The following is a 15,416-nucleotide window of genomic DNA, read 5'->3' as shown; positions in this document are numbered from 1 at the left end:
CGCTCCATGGCGGAAGCATATATCTGCGCGGGCGTACGGACTCCGATCGGGCGCTACGGCGGCGTGCTGGCGGCCGTGCGGCCCGACGACATGGCAGGCCTGGTCCTGCGCGAACTGATGGCACGCGTCCCCTCTCTTCCCGCGGAGGCCATCGACGATGTCATTATGGGCTGCGCCAATCAGGCCGGCGAGGACAATCGCAACGTCGCACGGATGGCGGTGCTTTTGTCGGGCCTGCCCGATACGGTGCCGGGAACGACGATCAACCGCCTCTGCGGTTCGGGCCTCGATGCTGTCGGTCAGGCGGCACGGGCTATCCGGGCAGGCGAAGCCGAGGTCATCATCGCGGGCGGGGTCGAGTCGATGACGCGGGCGCCGTTCGTCATGGGCAAGGCTGACACCGCTTTCTCGCGCTCTGCCGACATCTTCGATACGACGATTGGATGGCGTTTTGTCAATCCGATCCTCAAGGAGCGGTTTGGCATCGATTCCATGCCGGAGACGGCCGAGAACGTGGCCGAGCAGTTTCAGATTTCGCGGCAGGACCAGGATGCCTTCGCCATGCGAAGCCAGCAGCGCGCGGCCCGCGCGCAGCAGGCGGGCCGCTTCGGCCGCGAGATCGTAGCCGTCGCGATTCCTCAGCGAAAGGGTGACCCGATCAGGATCGAGCGCGACGAGCATCCTCGCGAGACCACTCTGGACAAGCTCGGCCAGTTGTCCACGCCGTTCCGAAAGGGCGGCAGCGTGACAGCGGGCAATGCCTCAGGCGTCAACGACGGCGCTGCGGCTCTCGTCATCGCCTCGGGCGATGCGGTGGCCCAATACGGCTTGACACCTCTCGCCCGCGTCGCCGGCCTTGCCACGGCTGGGGTGGAGCCGCGGATCATGGGCACCGGCCCGGTTCCCGCCAGCCGGAAGCTGATGGCCCGCCTGGGTCTGGGGATTTCAGACATGGATGTGATCGAGCTCAATGAGGCCTTCGCGGCCCAGGCCTTGGCCTGCCTGCGCCAGCTCGGGCTGCCGGACGATGCCGAGCATGTGAATCCCAACGGCGGCGCCATTGCCCTCGGGCATCCCCTCGGCATGTCCGGTGCGCGCCTTGCGCTGACAGCAGCCCTGGAGCTGCAGGAACGGGATGCCAAGCGGGCGTTGTGTAGCATGTGCATCGGCGTGGGGCAGGGCATTGCCCTGATCGTGGAGAGGGCATGATGGAAAATCCAGCCAATTCGGAAGTCATTCTCGAGCGCAAGACCGACGCCATAGCCGTGGTTCGCATCAACCGGCCAAAGGTGCGCAACGCCCTCAATATGCCGGTGCGCCGCAGGCTGGCGGAAATTTTCGAGAGCTTCGTGGACGACACGTCACTCCGCTGCGTGATCCTGACCGGTGATGAGACCAGCTTTGCCGCGGGCGCCGATATCCAGGATATGGCGGAGATCAGCGCAGTGGACATGTATCTGCGCCACACTGAGCGGCTATGGGAAGCCGTTGGCCGCTGCCCGCAGCCTGTCATCGCAGCGGTGAACGGATTCGCGCTCGGCGGCGGGCTCGAACTTGCGATGCATGCCGATATCATCATTGCCGGGCGCAACGCGAAGCTCGGCCAGCCTGAAGTGCGCGTCGGCATCATGCCGGGCGCGGGCGGGACGCAGCGCCTGACGCGCGCGGTCGGCAAGTTCAAGGCGATGCGCTTGTGTCTCACCGGCGAGATTATCGGTGCTGAGGAGGCCTATGCCATGGGCCTTGTCAGCAAGCTCGCTGAGGATGATGCCGTGTTCGATACCGCGATGGCCATGGCCGAGCAGTTAAGCAAGCTTCCGCCGATTGCTCTTGCGCAGATCAAGGAGGTCATTCTCCACGGTCAGGATGCGTCACTCGCTGCGGCGCTGGCTCTCGAGCGAAAGGCTCTTCAAGTTCTCTTCGCCACCAGCGACAAGAACGAAGGCATGCGGGCATTCCTGGAAAAGCGGGCTCCAAACTACAAGGGAGCATAATCGTGTTGTCTCCTCCTGCGAAAGCGGTGGAATGACGACGATGCGAACAGGCTAGATCTGCGGACGATTCGGGAAAGGGATGATCATGGATCTCAAAATAAGTGGCGAGACCGCACTGGTGCTGGGTGGAACGAAGGGACTCGGCTTCGCCTGTGCACGGGAGTTGAGTGCAGCGGGCGTTCGCGTGGCCATCAACGGGCGTAACGCCGAGGAAGGGGCACAGGCCGTTGCTCTGCTTGGGGGCGGTGCCATCTTCGTGCAGGGAGATCTCGCCGACCCGGATCAACCGGCGCGCCTCATCGAAGAGGCTCAGCGTCAGCTCGGACCAATTCATATCCTGGTCACGAATGCCGGCGGCCCGCCGACGGGAGAGTTCGCGGATCACACAGTCGAGACCTGGCGCAGAGCGCTGGAAATCAACATGCTGTCGGCCATCCAAGCGGCGCGTCTTCTTCTGCCAGGCATGATCGAGGCCCGGTTCGGCCGGATCGTGAACATCACGTCGTTTGCCGTCAAGGAACCTTACCCGAACATGGCTCTCGCCAATGGGGTCCGTGCCGGATTGACGGGAGCGATGGCCACCCTGGCTCGGGAAGTCGCGGGCAAGGGGATAACGGTCAACAATATTCTGCCTGGCCTCATGGCCACGGGGGCACTCGATCGCGTGATCCGAGCCCGCGCGGCCCGCGACAGAATCACGGAACCGGAAGCATCGGCCCGCATGGCGGCATCCGTCCCGGCTGCACGCCTCGGCACAGCAGAGGATTTCGGTCCCTTGTGCGCTTTCCTCTGCTCGCGGCACGCCGACTACATAACGGCGCAAAATATCGCGGTTGATGGAGGCCTCATCCGCAGCCTTCTCTGATCTCTGATGTGACACCAAGCAAGAGAACGACGAGACGATGCGCTCTCAGCGATCTCGTCGTCCGCCGGTTGCCGCAATCTGTGCATGGGCCCAAAGGTGCTTTGAGCCTGTCCGGCCGGAACAGGCGCCATCCTTCCGCACAGCGGAATATATTTTTGCACAATGGGAGCGGTTTTCTGGCAATCTCCGGGCACAACAACAAAAACGAATGCCATCAACTCCATAAAATTGATCGGGAGGACTGTATGAAGAAATTCTGCTTCGGACTTATCGGCGTTGCCTGCTCCATTACGGCCGCCTCTGCGCAGGTATCGGATGGCACCGTCAAGATCGGTGTGCTCACGGACCAGACCGGCGTCTTCTCCTCGCTGGCCGGCAAGGGTTCGATCGTTGCCGCCGAGATGGCGGTCGAAGACTTCGGTACGAAAATTGGCGGCAAGAAGGTCGAGCTCGTCAGTGCCGATCACCAGAACAAGGCCGATGTGGGCACCCAGATCGCGCGCCGCTGGTTCGATGCCGAGGGCGTCGACATGATCATTGACGTGCCCAACTCGTCGGTTGTGCTTGCTGTTCAAGAATTGGCGCGCGAGAAGAACCGCGTCCTGATCGTCTCCGGTGCCGGAACGGCCGACCTGACCAACAAGGCCTGTTCGCCCAATGGAATCCACTGGACCTGGGATACCTATTCCGCTGCCGTGAGCACGGCCAAGGCCATTGTTCAGGAGGGCGGCAAGTCATGGTACTTCCTGACCGCCGACTACGCCTTTGGCCATACGATGAAAGCGGATGTTTCGCGCGTCGTCGAAGCGACGGGCGGAAAGGTTGTCGGTTCGGTGCAGCATCCCCTCAACACGTCGGATTTCTCCTCGTTCCTGATGCGGATTCCGAGCACCAACGCCGATGTGATCGCGCTGGCCAATGGCGGCAGCGACACAATCAATTCCTTGAAGCAGGCGCAGGAGTTCGGTCTTACGCAGAAGGCCAAGATCGCGGGCCTCGCTATCTTTCTGACCGATGTTCATTCCATCGGCCTCCAGACGGCCCAGGGTCTCTACCTGACGACCGGTTTCTATTGGGACCGGAACGAGGAAACCCGCGAATGGTCGCAGCGCTTCTTCAAGCGCCACGGCGCCATGCCGACGATGTCTCAGGCCGGCGTCTACTCGGCCATCATGCATTACTTGAAGTCCATTGAAGGTGCCGGCACCGATGCCGCCGAAAAGGTGGTGGCCCGCATGAAGGAGACGCCCGTCAACGACTTCTTCGCGAAGAATGGCAAGATCAGGGCCGATGGCCGCATGGTTCATGACATGTATCTGGCGCAGGTGAAGGCACCGAGCGAGTCCAAAGCGGCATGGGACTACTACAAGATCCTGCGGACGGTGCCGGGCGAGGAGGCCTTCCGCCCTCTGTCGGAGAGCGATTGTCCGCTCGTCCGCAAGTAACCGTCATCTCGATCGGTAGACTTCGACTTCTTGCAACCTGAAATCGGCGCGTGCCTCCGGGCGCGTGCCTTCGAACGGTGTCTATGGAGCCATGGCGGACGATATCATTCTGAGCGCATCGGGGCTGACTAAGGAGTTCAAGGGGTTTGTCGCCGTTGACGACGTCAAGCTTTCCGTGCGGCGCGGCACAATCCATGCCTTGATCGGCCCCAATGGGGCCGGGAAGACGACCTGCTTTAATCTCCTCACCAAAGTGCTGAGTCCAACGAGCGGACGGATCGTTTACAATGGCCGTGACATCACGAAGATGGCGCCGGACAGCGTCGCTCGGCTGGGTCTGGTGCGCTCGTTCCAGATCTCGGCGGTCTTCGGCCACATGACGGCGCTTGAGAACGTCCGCATTGCCCTTCAGCGCCGGATCCGAGGGAACTCGTTCGACTTTTGGCGCTCCGAGCGGGCCCTCTCCTCACTGCATGGGGAAGCCTGGGAGTTGATCGCGGCTGTGGGTCTGACCGAATTCGCCATGACGCCGGCCCGAGAGCTGTCCTACGGACGCAAGCGTGCCCTGGAAATTGCAACAACCCTTGCTCTTGATCCCGAGATGCTTCTGCTGGATGAGCCGATGGCGGGCATGACGCAGGAAGACGTCGAGCGCGTTTCCATGCTGATCAAGAGAATATCCGAGAACCGGACAATCCTGATGGTGGAGCACAATCTCTCGGTCGTCGCATCGCTATCCGATCGGATCACCGTTCTGACCCGAGGGAAGGTCCTGGCTGAAGGCGACTATGCCACCGTGTCGAAGGATCCTCGTGTCGTCGAAGCCTATATCGGGGTGGCCCATGCATAGCGCGCCCGCCGGAAATACCGGATCGATGCCCCTCCTCGCCGTTCAGGGGCTTGAGGCTTGGTACGGTGAAAGTCATGTTCTCCACGGCGTGACGTTCGATGTCCCGGCCGGGGAGGTCGTCACGCTGCTTGGGCGGAACGGCGCAGGAAAGAGCACGACCCTCAAGGCGATTATCGGCATCATGCGCCGGCGCAAGGGGTCGATTCGTTTCGCGGGCCGGGAGACCATCGGCCTGAATGCGCGTGCCATTGCGAAAAGCGGCATCGCATTCTGTCCCGAGGATCGGGGGATCTACGCGAGCCTCAATGTCGAGGAAAACCTGCGGCTCCCGCCCATTGTCCAGGATGGCGGCCTCTCCGTCGAGGAAATCCTTGGCATGTTTCCCAACCTTCGTGAGCGGTTGAAGAGCCAAGGCACGAAATTATCCGGCGGTGAGCAGCAGATGCTCGCCATCGGACGCATCCTGCGAACCGGCGCCAAGCTCCTGCTTCTCGACGAGCCGACCGAGGGGCTGGCTCCCGTCATCGTGCAACAGATCGGTCGGACGATTCGGGAGCTGAAGGCCCGGGGCTTCACCATCGTGCTCGTGGAACAGAATTTTCATTTTGCCACGACGGTTGCGGACCGCCACTACGTCGTGGAACACGGCCGGGTCGTCGACATGGTTCCGAATGCCGATCTTGCGGCGAGTGCGGCGAAACTCAGCCGCTATCTAGGCGTGTAGAAAAGGGGATTTCATGTTCGAATTGATCGGCATCCCTCCTCAGGTTTTCTTCAGTCAGCTGCTCCTGGGGCTCATTAATGGCGCTTTCTACGCGATGCTCAGCCTCGGGCTCGCGGTGATCTTCGGCCTCTTGAACATCGTCAACTTCGCCCACGGTGCCCTCTATATGATGGGCGCATTCGGTGCCTGGATGCTGCTCCATTACCTGGGGGTCGGGTATTGGTGGGCGCTGATCCTGTCGCCTCTCATGGTGGGGCTGTTCGGCGTTCTGATCGAACGTTGCCTGCTGCGGTGGCTCTACGACCTTGATCACCTCTATGGGATGATCCTGACATTCGGCCTCGCGTTAATGATCACCGGCCTCTTCCGTAACTTCTACGGCGCGACCGGCATGCCTTACACGTTGCCACCGCTTCTGACCGGCGGACATAATCTCGGTTTCATGTTTCTGCCAAACTCCCGCGCATTCGTGATCGCGATGTCGCTCATCGTCTGTCTGTCGACCTGGTTCGTGATCGAGAAGACGCGTCTCGGTTCTTACTTGCGGGCAGCAACCGAAAATCCAGCGCTGACGGAAGCCTTCGGCATCAATGTCTCGCTGCTGGTCACCATGACCTATGGCTTCGGTGTGGCGCTGGCCGGTTTCGCCGGCGTGCTCGCCGCTCCGATCTATTCGGTCAATCCGACGATGGGCTCTGATCTCATCATCGTCGTCTTCGCGGTGGTCGTCATCGGCGGCATGGGCTCGATCCTGGGATCGATCATCACGGGCTTCTCGCTGGGGCTCGTCGAAGGCCTGACCAAGGTGTTCTGGCCGGAAGCATCCGCGACGGTCATCTTCGTGATCATGGCCATCGTCCTCATGGCAAAGCCCGCAGGCCTCTTTGGGAGAAACTCCTAACATGTCGACCCACAGCAGTGGGCCCGCTGCGGCCCCGTTCCAAAAATTAGGCATGCCGCGCGGCCACCTGATGGTCATGCTGGGATTGGGCGCTGTGCTTCTCGTGGCACCCTTCCTGCTTTATCCCATTCTGGTGATCAAGATCCTGTGCTTTGCGCTGTTTGCCTGTTCGGTCAATCTGCTGCTCGGCTATGTTGGCTTGTTGTCGTTTGGGCATGCGGCATACTTTGGCATGTCAAGCTACGTCGCTGCGCATGCGGCAAAGGTCTGGGGACTTTCTCCGGAACTGGCTATTCTGTGCGGGGTTGGCATCGCTATCCTGTTGGGCTGTATTTTCGGCGCGCTCGCGATCCGGCGCCAGGGCATTTACTTCGCGATGGTCACACTGGCCTTCGCTCAAATGGTGTATTTCTTTGCGCTCCAAGCTCCCTTTACGGGGGGCGAAGACGGCATCCAGAAGGTGCCGCGCGGTGCGCTGTTCGGACTGATCCCCTTGGCCGATGACAGGACGCTGTACTGGTTTGTCGTTGCCGTCTTCTTTGCTTGCTTGCTGGCTGTCTACCGCGTCATCCATTCGCCGTTCGGCCAAGTCTTGAAAGCGATCCGGGACAACGAGGCTCGTGCTGTGTCGTTGGGTTACGCGGTCAATCGGTACAAATTGATCGCCTTCGTGATCTCGGCTGGAGTGGCAGGCGTGGCCGGTGGGACAAAGGCGGTCGTGTTTCAGCTGGCCACCTTGACCGACGTTCACTGGACCATGTCTGGAGAGGTCGTCCTGATGACCCTGATCGGGGGCATGTATACGTTCTTCGGCCCGATCGTTGGTGCGGCCCTCGTCGTCCTCATGCAGAACTACCTGGCGTCGTTCGGCGACTGGGTCACGGTCATTCAGGGTTTCGTCTTTGTGGTATGCGTGCTGCTGTTCCGTGAGGGGATTGTCGGCTTCATCGGCTCGCGGTTGAAGCGTCCCTTGTAGGGCAGGGGAGGCGCCTCGAAATGACCGATACAGAGATCCGGCTTCTGCGCAGCCCGGCCGAGTACGTCGACAGCGATCATCCGGCGATCCGGTCGTGGGCCGGTGAGGTGACAGCCGGGGCCGGCAGCGCAACTGAAAAGGCCCGCCGCCTCTATGACGCCGTGCGGGATTGCATCCGATACGATCCCTATGTCGACTATACCGACCGCGAGGTGTTCCGGGCCAGCAGCGTGCTTCAGGCCGGGGCCGGGTATTGTGTGGGCAAGGCTGCCCTTTACGCGGCGCTCTGCCGTGCCGTGGGACTGCCGGCGCGGGTCGGCCTGGCGGACGTGCGCAACCATCTTGCCACACCGCGCCTGATCGAGGCGGTCGGGACGGACGTCTTCGCGTTTCATGGCTACGTTGACGTCCACTTGGGGGCCGGTTGGGTCAAGGTCACCCCGACATTCAATGCCTCTCTCTGCGCCAAGCTCGGCGTCGCTCCCTTGGACTTCGACGGCACGGGCGATGCACTGTTGCAGGCGTATGACAGCGAAGGCCGCAGGTTCATGGAGTATCTCCGTGACCACGGCGGCTTCTTTGACGTGCCGACCAAGTTTCTCATGGCGGAAATGGCGCATCTGTATCCCAAGCTCAGTCAGCCGGGTGGATTGCGCGGCAGTATGGAGGTTGAGGCAAGTCGGCCGCACGACGATCGCCACCCATAGTGGGGAAATCACGGTAACTCTTGGTCAGGGATCTCTGGCTCAAGGGTTCCGTTGCAGACCTCGGTGTAGGTCAAGCGGGAGCCTGGCGCATAAGCCTGGATTCAACGAAACGGCGTCGTATGGTCCACCTGGGTCCCGCAGTTCGCCAACATGCGTTATTAAAGGACGAGTGCAGACAGGTGAGTCCACCATCGAGAGCGCCTTTCCGGGCAAATCGATGAAGTTGCTTTACGTTGCCTAAATTTATTATCTGTTCGCGACCATTGCCTTGGTCCGCGGCCATACTCACGCCGGAGCGGTCACTCTCGTCAATCTGACAACATGTTGGACCGGACTTAGATGGATCATTGCTCCGGTTTGGTCAGTCGGGAGAGGCCGGCGCCGCGATCATGAAATCCGGTTCTCGATGTCCGGCGGCGGAGACCGACTGGAGAACAAGATCTATCAATGGCACGCCCGGTTTAACTCATTTACCTGACTTTTTACGGGATCCGTGAACGGGTCGCTCGCCAATGGCCGCCCACGATCGGACAGAATGCCTTGAGAGCTTGAACTTAGCAGATTCTTGCCGCGAACTCTCTTGACGAAGGCTAATTAGCAGAGCATTTCCCAATATCGAGGTTGGTATGCTTCCCGCATTCAACCCGGACCCACAGGAACCCTGAATTCAATGCCAAGCGACAGTTCTAGTCGATTGTTTTTGCCGTCCGCGGCTGTCGTGGCCTGATCTTCAAGGATCGACTCACCACGACCTGCCGCCGGCGGCAGATCGAAAAGGTGAGTTATGCAAGCTACTCGTACTGCGTTCGAAGCAGGTCAGAACCCTGCTGCTCTCGCGGCGCAACTCGCGCCGCAGCACGTCGCCGATATCGTCGAAGTCCTTAACGAGCAGCCAACGGAAACCGCCTCGAGCGTTCTCGCGCTTCTACCGCACGAACGTGCGGTGGAGGTTTTCGACCAGCCGGAGTTCGATGCCTCCGCTGAGATCCTTCAGCGCCTGCCCGTCGAGCAAGCGACAACCCTGCTTAGGGGAATGTCCGAGGACCGCGCTGCCGAGGTGTTCCGGCAGCTCGATGAGCCGGTGCGTTCACATCTGTTTGCGCGGCTTGACCCTGAAACCCGTGTCTCGCTGCAGCAACTCCTCTCCTATCCACCGGACACCGCCGGTAGCCTGATGACGACCGAATTCGTCAGTGTTCCGGCGACCTGGACCGTCGGGCAAACACTCCAACATATCCGTGAGGTCGAGAGCACGCGCGAGACGGTATACGCGATCTACATCATCGACCCGATGGCGCAGACGCTCCTTCGAGCATTGAGCTTGCGTCGTCTGATCATCAGCGACCCGAACGCTGACATCCTTTCGGTGGCACAAGCCCAAAGCCCTGTTGTCGCATCTCCACTCATGGATCGTGAGGAGGTCGCGCTCCTCATCTCCAAATACGACCTGCTCGCGGTTCCGGTCGTCGACGATGTCGGCCACGTTCTCGGCATCGTGACGGTCGATGATGTCATCGATGCCATGATCGAGGAGAGCACCGAAGAGGTCCAGAGGTTCGGTGGATTGGAGACGATCGACCGCCCATACATGGAGATCAGCTTCAAGGAGATGATCCGGAAGAGGGGCGGCTGGCTGGCAGTGCTCTTCATGGGTGAGATGCTGACCGCAAGTGCCATGCAACACTACGAGGACGCCCTGTCCAAAGCCGTTGTGCTGACGCTGTTCATTCCTTTGATCATGAGTTCCGGCGGGAACTCAGGCTCGCAGGCCACATCGCTTCTCATCCGCGCCCTCGCGCTGCAAGAACTCAGGCTTAAAGACTGGTGGCGGGTTGCTTTGCGCGAGCTGCCGACCGGGATTACACTCGGTGGGATCCTGGGTGGGATCGCGGTCCTCCGGATTGCGCTCTGGCAGAACCTCGGATTCTACGACTATGGCGCGCATTGGATGCTGATTGCCCTGACGGTCTGCGCTGCCCTGATCGGCATTGTGACATTTGGTTCGCTTGCTGGCGCCACACTGCCTTTTGTGATGAAGCGACTAGGCTTCGACCCGGCAAGCGCATCAGCGCCCTTTGTGGCAACTCTCGTCGATGTGACAGGGCTGCTGATCTATTTCAGTATCGCTCTCGCCTTCTTGAGTGGAACGCTTCTCTAGACGGCGGATGTCATCCAAGCCACGCCTCGAGCCACTGTACGCCAAGGACGCCGGGAGCCAGAATCCCGGCGGCCCACACCGCGGCCGAGGCGAAATTGGCCAGTTGAAAGGGGAGCACTGACATGCCGCAGACACCTGCCACGAGGGGAACAGCCGCCCGCAGAGGACCAAAAAAACGTCCGATGAATACTCCTAAAGCGCCCCAGCGCTCGAAGAACGCATGAGCTCGCGGGAGCAGCTCAGGATGCCGGGACAGGGGCCAGATGCGCGCCACATCGTGCTTCAGTCTCAAGCCAATCCAGAAGGACACCCAGTCACCAAGAGCAGCCCCAGCCATGGCGGAAGCCCAAAGAGGCCAGAAGGCGATGCCGCTCTTGCCGATTAGCGCACCGATCCCCAGCAGGACCACCGTTGCGGGAAGCAAAAGCGAGATGAACGCCAGCGACTCGCCAAACGCAAGGGCGAACACAATCGGGATCGCCCAGGCCTCGTGATTGCGCACGAAGCCAATAATAATATCTGAGGCCTCTTGTATGCTCATTCCGGCAATCTCTATCAGGTCATCAGGCACATTCAGATACGGCCAATCGGCGCAACTATACAAACCGGGAAGCCGAGCTCGCCCCAGTTTTGCAAGAAATTGTTGTGCGGGTGGCCCATGGCAAGAAGGGTTTGCAGTTCGGAGGCGACTTGCTCGGCTACTGGATCCTGGCCGAGATGGGCGCTGGTATCCAACCCTGTCCCCGCCCGCCGACCATGTGCCTGACGAGATATCCCAGTTTCAGTTCGAAGAAGGCAGCGGCTACAACAAAGCCTATAGTCAGAACCAGCATCAGGCGCGCGGGATCCAGTGCCGGCAGAAGTGAGCCGCTTCACCCTCTTAGCTTGGACGGACCAGATATCCGATTAGGCGGCATGACGCTCACTGAATCCGGACCCATAACCCTTGAGTGAGATCGCCAAGGCTAGTGGATATCTGAGTAATGCCGGTGCCGTCGGCAATGTTGAGGCTCCAGCCGCTCCAGTCATCCGTCGTACCAGGATCCTCGACCCATAAATCGTGAAGAGTCGCTATAGCTTGCCTAGCTGCCGTCTCAAGATCTGCGGACTCCACACCGATGTCGTCAGGGATACTGATCCGGTCATTTACGAGGTGGAAAAAGCAACGCATTCGTTCCTCTTATGGCGGGTGCCAGCGGTCGCACCGATTATTCTGATGGGTGTCGGCTTACGACGGTCTCGACGCCCTCACATTGGGCGAAAAACACCCCGGAGAACGGACTTGTCTCGATCGCAGCCCGACGTCTCCTTGCTGCCGTAACTCTAAAATCTTTTATGCTGAGGTGGGTCTCGTATCCACTTAGTACGAGTATAATTAATCGGCGTCTCTTTGAATGTGATACTGCGAGCTACTCCAGGACCGTCCAAGAATGAGCTATTGAACCAGAGCAGTTATACCTCCGAGGTGTCAGTACCACGGCTCGCCGTTCGATCCGCGATCAGGAGTTGGCGGAAAGTCGGGCGTAAAAGATTGGGCTCTTTCGAGCCCAATCTTGTGTATCAGCGCCGGGTGAAACAGCGCTGGACGTGCTCTTTAATCGGCCGGCCGTTGACCCAACGACGGACAACCTCGGTCTTGCAGACCTTGCGCGTCGGACGCAAATGCCGACCGCGGTCATGATACTGAACCTGAACGATCTCTGCCTGCCTTTGAGAAACACTGCCAGCCAAAAATGGCGCGGCATTCGCAGCATTCACGCTCACGCCGACGAACGCGGCGAGGGCGGCGGCAAGACCAACTTTGGCTAAAGTCATCGACGCTCCTTGTCTTTGATTAAGCCCCCGACGGGCAAAGACACTGCGGCCGATTAACAACCGATTAATACCCCGTCACGAGGTGATCACGGTGTCTGCGCCGGTGGTATGATATTGCTGTAATACCATCAAAATGCATTGCGCCGAATCACGTTTCAGATGCACTTAATGCGCTTTTCTTGATCGACCTTTCCTAGATGAGGAATTGCAATCAGTACCAAGGCCGACTAGGCATGATTAGGCCCAGTGAGGACAGAATTGGGCGACCGCAACGCAAAAATCAGCTCCTCCTGCGTCACTTGTCGTTTCGTGCTGGCTTCTACGTGCAGAGGCCGCTGTCGAGTGAAGCTTTTGCTGGCTGCTCTGCTTGATCCACGGCAAGATTCTCTGCCGACCTCGCCCTGCGCTCCATGTGCCCTACGCCGACGAGGCGGGCTGGCTCTGCTAGCGGGTGACTGAACTTTCCTAGGATTGCTGAATTCTCCTACCGTTGCGCCGCTACGGCAGCGCTTATGAGGAGCCGCGCTACATGCGGGAAACTCGTCTTCGTCAAGTTCAAAGAACCAGCAGCTGTCGATGGTCGAGCTCGTCCGTGCTCCGGATTTGCGATGGGGCCTTTCTATATACCCTTTGGCTGACGAATATGCAGCGTAATGATCTCCTTCAGGCGCTGCGTGTCACGGGCGGTCAGGGCCTCGACCATTGCATGATGCTCGCGGCTCGATTGTTCGACGCGGGCCCGGGTGCTCCATTGCCCAGCCAGAGCTGACGAGGTCCGGCTGCGGAGCTCCGCTACAAGATTGAGAAGCTCAGGATTTGAGCACAGGCTGAGAAGCTCACGATGGAAGGCGAGGTTCGCCTCGTATTGGTCAAGGACCGTGCCGTGGAGTACCAGATCGTCGAATCGTCGGGCGCAATGATCAATTCGCTCGATTGCGGCGGGCGTCACATTCGCGACGATGCTGTCCACAGCTGCTGTCTCCAAGATGACACGGAGTTCGAGGATGTGGGCAGTCTGATCGCTGTCGGGCAGGAAGACGTGATACCCGCGGTTAGGCACGTGCTGCAGCAGACGCTTCCGCGCCAGATGGTCCAAGGCGCGGCGTATGTCCGGGCGTCTGTACCCATAGCGGTTTTCAAGATCGATCTGCTTCAGCCACATGCCGGGCGAGAAGAGGCCGGACCGGACATCCCGCGTGATCAGATCGGCCACTGTCATCCAAGCCTTCTTCGGCAGCGTGTCTACCATTGCATCCATCATTGCCTCGCAACGCCCTTTCCCTGAGTCGAGCTGTCGCCGCTGCTTGTCCTTTAGGCAAACGTCCGAGTGATGGCAAAGTCATATGGCAACATCCCCTCTTGCCTGATCGCCATTGCCGTGCATCATATTGGTACCAATTTTGGCAAATATCTAGCGTTCTCGGTTCTGAAGCCCGGTCGGCCTCAAGCGAAGCGCCACGCGTTGGAGGGCCGGGCCGTGTCCACAAAGAACACTTCGGAAGTCTGGGATTTCGTCGAGGCAAAGCGCGAGATTTTCTTTACCCTCAGCGACCGGATCTGGGACATGCCGGAGCTCAACTTTGAAGAGCACCGCTCCTGTGCCGAGCACACCGCCATATTGCAGCAGCAGGGGTTTCGGGTCGCCCGCGGGGTGGCGGATATTCCGACCGCCGTCATGGGGGAGGCCGGTGAGGGCGGGCCCGTGATCGCCATTCTGGGCGAATACGACGCCCTGCCGGGTCTCAGCCAGGAGGCCGGAATCGCAGAGCAGCGGCCTGTCATCGAGGGTGGCAATGGGCATGGCTGCGGGCATAACCTGCTCGGCAGCGGCGCTCTCATGGCCGCGACTGCGGTGAAGGATTACCTGGAGGCTCACGGTCTTAAAGGGCGCGTGCGCTACTATGGCTGTCCGGCGGAGGAGGGGGGCTCCGCCAAGGGGTTCATGGCACGAGCGGGCATTTTCGACGATGTCGATATCGCCATCTCCTGGCACCCGGCACCCTTTGCGGGGGTCAACAACCCGATCTCTCTCGCGTGCAACGAAATCAATTTCCACTTCAACGGTCGAGCCTCTCATGCTGCGGCTTCTCCTCACCTGGGCCGCAGTGCGCTCGACGCGGTGGAGCTCATGAACGTGGGCGTCAACTATATGCGCGAGCATATGCCCAGCACGGCGCGCATCCACTATGCCGTCACAGACACCGGAGGCTCCGCTCCGAATGTGGTGCAGGCCCGCGCGACAGTACGCTACCTGATCCGTGCGCGCGACCTGCCGGAGATGCAGGGGCTGCTTCACCGGGTGAAGAAGATCGCCGAGGGTGCCGCCCTCATGACCGAGACCACGGTGTGCAGCGAGATCGTCAGTGGTGACGCCAACCTCGTCGGCAACACGCCCCTCGAGCAATTGATGCACCAGAACCTGGAGCGGCTGGGACCACCGGTCTTCGACGAGCAGGACAAGGCCTTCGCGGCCGAGATTCAAAAGACCCTGACACAGGAGGATATCAAATCCTCCTTTGCTCGGTTCGGCCTCAAGCCGAGGATGGGAGTTCCGCTCTGCGACATGATCTTTCCACCCGAAAGCGGGGATGGAACGCTCGTGGGCTCCACCGACGTGGGTACTGTCAGCTGGGTCGTTCCCACCGTTCAGATGCGCGGCGCAACCTACGCCATCGGCACACCGGGCCATTCCTGGCAACTCGTCGCACAGGGAAAAGCACCTGCCGCTCACAAGGGGATGGAGCATGCGGCGAAGGTGATGGCCGGGACGGCCGTCGATCTCTTCCGCATGCCTGTCTTGATCGAGGAGGCCAAGGCCGACTTTCGCGAGCGGTTAGCCGGCGCACCCTTTGTAAATCCCATTCCGGATGACGTGGATCCGCCTGTCAGCCTCATGGCAACCCAGGTCTGAGCATGTCGCGTCCTGAGGATTATTCGATCCGCTTGAAACCACCCGCCTAGAACGCAGCGTTTGCTCGTTC

17 protein-coding genes are annotated in these 15,416 nt (G+C 60.2%); 12 read left to right on the top strand and 5 right to left on the bottom strand.

All coding sequences use genetic code 11. The annotated features are described in order from the left end of the window. Nucleotides 1–6: 6 nt before the first annotated feature. From pcaF to mgtE, 11 genes are all read left to right on the top strand, one after another. The gene (gene pcaF, locus AB4Y97_RS01110) at nt 7–1,209 is read left to right on the top strand and encodes a 3-oxoadipyl-CoA thiolase (protein WP_441997146.1); all 1,203 of its coding nucleotides are present in this window, start codon (nt 7–9) and stop codon (nt 1,207–1,209) included. Further along, nucleotides 1,209–1,994 (top strand): enoyl-CoA hydratase-related protein, encoded by a 786-nt coding sequence (locus tag AB4Y97_RS01105; protein ID WP_441997399.1) that lies wholly within the window; start codon nt 1,209–1,211, stop codon nt 1,992–1,994. Before pcaF ends, AB4Y97_RS01105 begins: the two co-directional genes overlap by 1 nt. Nucleotides 1,995–2,079: 85 nt before the next feature. Continuing rightward, the gene (locus tag AB4Y97_RS01100; RefSeq protein WP_441997145.1) at nt 2,080–2,859 is read left to right on the top strand and encodes an SDR family oxidoreductase; all 780 of its coding nucleotides are present in this window, start codon (nt 2,080–2,082) and stop codon (nt 2,857–2,859) included. Nucleotides 2,860–3,104: 245 nt separating this feature from the next. Further along, nucleotides 3,105–4,304 (top strand): ABC transporter substrate-binding protein, encoded by a 1,200-nt coding sequence (locus tag AB4Y97_RS01095; RefSeq protein ID WP_441997144.1) that lies wholly within the window; start codon nt 3,105–3,107, stop codon nt 4,302–4,304. A 91-nt stretch (nt 4,305–4,395) separates the two neighbouring features. Then, nucleotides 4,396–5,154: an ABC transporter ATP-binding protein gene (locus tag AB4Y97_RS01090; RefSeq protein ID WP_441997143.1), complete on the top strand. Its 759-nt coding sequence runs from the start codon at nt 4,396–4,398 to the stop codon at nt 5,152–5,154. Continuing rightward, nucleotides 5,147–5,878, top strand: a complete 732-nt coding sequence (locus AB4Y97_RS01085) for an ABC transporter ATP-binding protein (RefSeq protein WP_441997142.1) — start codon at nt 5,147–5,149, stop codon at nt 5,876–5,878. The genes AB4Y97_RS01090 and AB4Y97_RS01085 overlap by 8 nt, the downstream gene beginning before the upstream one ends. A gap of 13 nt (nt 5,879–5,891) precedes the next feature. Then, the gene (locus AB4Y97_RS01080) at nt 5,892–6,779 is read left to right on the top strand and encodes a branched-chain amino acid ABC transporter permease (protein WP_441997141.1); all 888 of its coding nucleotides are present in this window, start codon (nt 5,892–5,894) and stop codon (nt 6,777–6,779) included. Nucleotides 6,780–6,831: 52 nt separating this feature from the next. Beyond that, a complete protein-coding gene (locus tag AB4Y97_RS01075; RefSeq protein WP_441997398.1) occupies nt 6,832–7,755 on the top strand; it encodes a branched-chain amino acid ABC transporter permease in 924 nt (307 codons plus the stop codon). Between the two features lie 20 nt (nt 7,756–7,775). After that, nucleotides 7,776–8,462: a transglutaminase-like domain-containing protein gene (locus AB4Y97_RS01070; protein ID WP_441997140.1), complete on the top strand. Its 687-nt coding sequence runs from the start codon at nt 7,776–7,778 to the stop codon at nt 8,460–8,462. A gap of 241 nt (nt 8,463–8,703) precedes the next feature. Continuing rightward, the gene (locus AB4Y97_RS01065; RefSeq protein WP_441997397.1) at nt 8,704–8,940 is read left to right on the top strand and encodes a superinfection immunity protein; all 237 of its coding nucleotides are present in this window, start codon (nt 8,704–8,706) and stop codon (nt 8,938–8,940) included. A gap of 306 nt (nt 8,941–9,246) precedes the next feature. Continuing rightward, the gene (gene mgtE, locus AB4Y97_RS01060; RefSeq protein WP_441997139.1) at nt 9,247–10,620 is read left to right on the top strand and encodes a magnesium transporter; all 1,374 of its coding nucleotides are present in this window, start codon (nt 9,247–9,249) and stop codon (nt 10,618–10,620) included. 10 nt (nt 10,621–10,630) lie between these two features. On the opposite strand, the gene AB4Y97_RS01055 is transcribed toward mgtE, so the two are convergent. The 5 genes from AB4Y97_RS01055 to AB4Y97_RS01035 all read right to left on the bottom strand — a co-directional run bounded on the left by AB4Y97_RS01055 (nt 10,631) and on the right by AB4Y97_RS01035 (nt 13,654). Then, a complete protein-coding gene (locus tag AB4Y97_RS01055) occupies nt 10,631–11,161 on the bottom strand; it encodes a DedA family protein (RefSeq protein WP_441997396.1) in 531 nt (176 codons plus the stop codon). Nucleotides 11,162–11,193: 32 nt separating this feature from the next. Further along, nucleotides 11,194–11,355 carry a hypothetical protein gene (locus tag AB4Y97_RS01050; protein WP_441997138.1) on the bottom strand — a complete coding sequence of 54 codons (162 nt, stop codon included), beginning with the start codon at nt 11,353–11,355 and terminating at the stop codon, nt 11,194–11,196. A gap of 187 nt (nt 11,356–11,542) precedes the next feature. Further along, the gene (locus tag AB4Y97_RS01045) at nt 11,543–11,791 is read right to left on the bottom strand and encodes a DUF6894 family protein (protein WP_441997137.1); all 249 of its coding nucleotides are present in this window, start codon (nt 11,789–11,791) and stop codon (nt 11,543–11,545) included. 389 nt (nt 11,792–12,180) lie between these two features. Further along, nucleotides 12,181–12,435 carry a hypothetical protein gene (locus AB4Y97_RS01040; RefSeq protein WP_441997136.1) on the bottom strand — a complete coding sequence of 85 codons (255 nt, stop codon included), beginning with the start codon at nt 12,433–12,435 and terminating at the stop codon, nt 12,181–12,183. Between the two features lie 619 nt (nt 12,436–13,054). Continuing rightward, nucleotides 13,055–13,654, bottom strand: a complete 600-nt coding sequence (locus AB4Y97_RS01035) for a GntR family transcriptional regulator (RefSeq protein WP_441997135.1) — start codon at nt 13,652–13,654, stop codon at nt 13,055–13,057. Between the two features lie 258 nt (nt 13,655–13,912). Here AB4Y97_RS01035 and AB4Y97_RS01030 point away from each other — a divergent pair, with 258 nt between their 5' ends. Beyond that, nucleotides 13,913–15,346, top strand: coding sequence for a M20 family metallopeptidase (locus AB4Y97_RS01030; RefSeq protein WP_441997134.1), 1,434 nt, complete (start codon nt 13,913–13,915; stop codon nt 15,344–15,346). Nucleotides 15,347–15,416 lie beyond the last annotated feature (70 nt).

This window comes from Microvirga sp. 2TAF3 (genome assembly GCF_052114965.1).
GTDB lineage: Bacteria > Pseudomonadota > Alphaproteobacteria > Rhizobiales > Beijerinckiaceae > Microvirga.
The sequence above is the reverse complement of the archived record's forward strand: the minus strand, read 5'-3'. Positions and strand labels throughout refer to the sequence as shown.